Source organism: Pseudoalteromonas sp. S4492, from assembly GCF_005886115.1.
GTDB lineage: Bacteria > Pseudomonadota > Gammaproteobacteria > Enterobacterales > Alteromonadaceae > Pseudoalteromonas > Pseudoalteromonas gelatinilytica.
In genome coordinates this window covers 1-1435 of the sequence record NZ_PNCP01000117.1, presented here as the reverse complement: position 1 = coordinate 1435, position 1435 = coordinate 1, and the positions used below count along the sequence as shown (strand labels likewise).

The 1435-nt window shown below is 42.2% G+C and carries 1 protein-coding gene; it reads left to right on the top strand.

The window, feature by feature from the left end:
- Positions 1 to 280 precede the first annotated feature (280 nt).
- Positions 281 to 1189, top strand: coding sequence for a UTP--glucose-1-phosphate uridylyltransferase GalU (gene galU, locus CWC28_RS21040; protein ID WP_138625731.1), 909 nt, complete (start codon positions 281 to 283; stop codon positions 1187 to 1189).
- Positions 1190 to 1435: the final 246 nt, after the last annotated feature.

Sequence of the window (1435 nt, the reverse complement as noted above, 5' to 3'; positions counted from 1 at the left end):
CCCCCCCCCCACCCCCCCCCCGCCCCCCGCCCCCAAGCTTATTTTTGCAAGCAGCTCCCTGCATCCGCCATGTCGCTGAGTGACTGGAGCTCCGTCGTGTCGCCTAGCTCCTAGCTCCTAGCTCCTAAATCCTAGAACCTATCGTTTCCTGTTCATCCTCCGTCAATATTATTACTGCTAACGTGTTTATAAATCTTTTTTTACTATTGCGCAAAATGGGTTGATAACTCATACTTTGTAATTATTTATTCTTACCACAATAATTAAGGGACTAAACATTATGAAAGCTGTCATTCCTGTTGCAGGCCTTGGTACACGTATGTTACCGATGACAAAAGCAATTCCTAAAGAAATGCTGCCTCTGGTTGATAAACCGCTTATTCAATATATAGTAAACGAATGTGTTGCTGCGGGTATTAAAGAAATTGTACTCGTTACTCATAGCTCTAAAAATGCCATTGAAAATCACTTTGATACCAGCTTTGAGCTAGAAGCAACCCTCGAAAAGCGCGTAAAACGCACCCTACTTGAAGAGGTGCGCTCAATTTGCCCAGCTGATGTAACCATTATGCATGTGCGCCAAGGCGAGGCTAAAGGATTAGGCCATGCGGTAATGTGTGCAAAACCAATTGTCGGTGATGACGACTTTGTTGTAGTACTGCCAGATGTAATTTTAGATAGCTACACTGCTGATCAAAAAATCGAAAACATTGCTGCTATGATCAAGCGCTTTAATGAAGTTAAAGCCAGCCAAATTATGCTAGAGCCAGTGCCGCAAGAAAACGTACATAAATATGGTATTGCTGATATTGGTGGCGTGAAAATTAAAGCGGGCGAAAGTGCGCCTATTAAAACCATGGTTGAAAAACCAAAAGCTGAAGATGCTCCATCTAACTTAGCCGTTGTTGGCCGTTATGTACTTTCGAAAGCAATATGGTCATTACTTGCGAAAACACCAGCGGGTGCAGGTGGCGAAATACAGCTTACCGATGCAATCGATGAGTTAATGAAGCACGAAATTGTAGAAGCTTTCCACATGAGTGGCCGTGCTCACGACTGCGGTGACAAACTTGGTTACTTAAAAGCGATTGTTGAATACAGCATGCGTGATGAAAACCTAGGTGAAGAATTCACTGATTTTGTAACGCAAATGGTAGCGCCAGCAGAGCGTCATTTAAAAGCGGTTTAAAAATAAGATATTAGATTTCAGAGGTCAGGTATCAGACGATAGATTTCAGAGGTCAGATATCAGGATTTAGTGGTTAGAAGTTAATTTTTAGCTTTTAACCACTTGCTTTATGCCACCCTCAAATAAAATCTTGTTCACCTAGCACCTAGCACCTAGCAACTTTACACATTCCTACGCTAAATAAAATCTCTCCTACAATCATGCTAACATGCTAACTTGCGAACTTGCTAACTAACACCAACAAAT

Bases quoted from the DNA above. Each gene is read 5' to 3' on its own strand.
- galU (WP_138625731.1), top strand. From the start codon at position 281: ATGAAAGCTGTCATTCCTGTTGCAGGCCTTGGTACACGTATGTTACCG.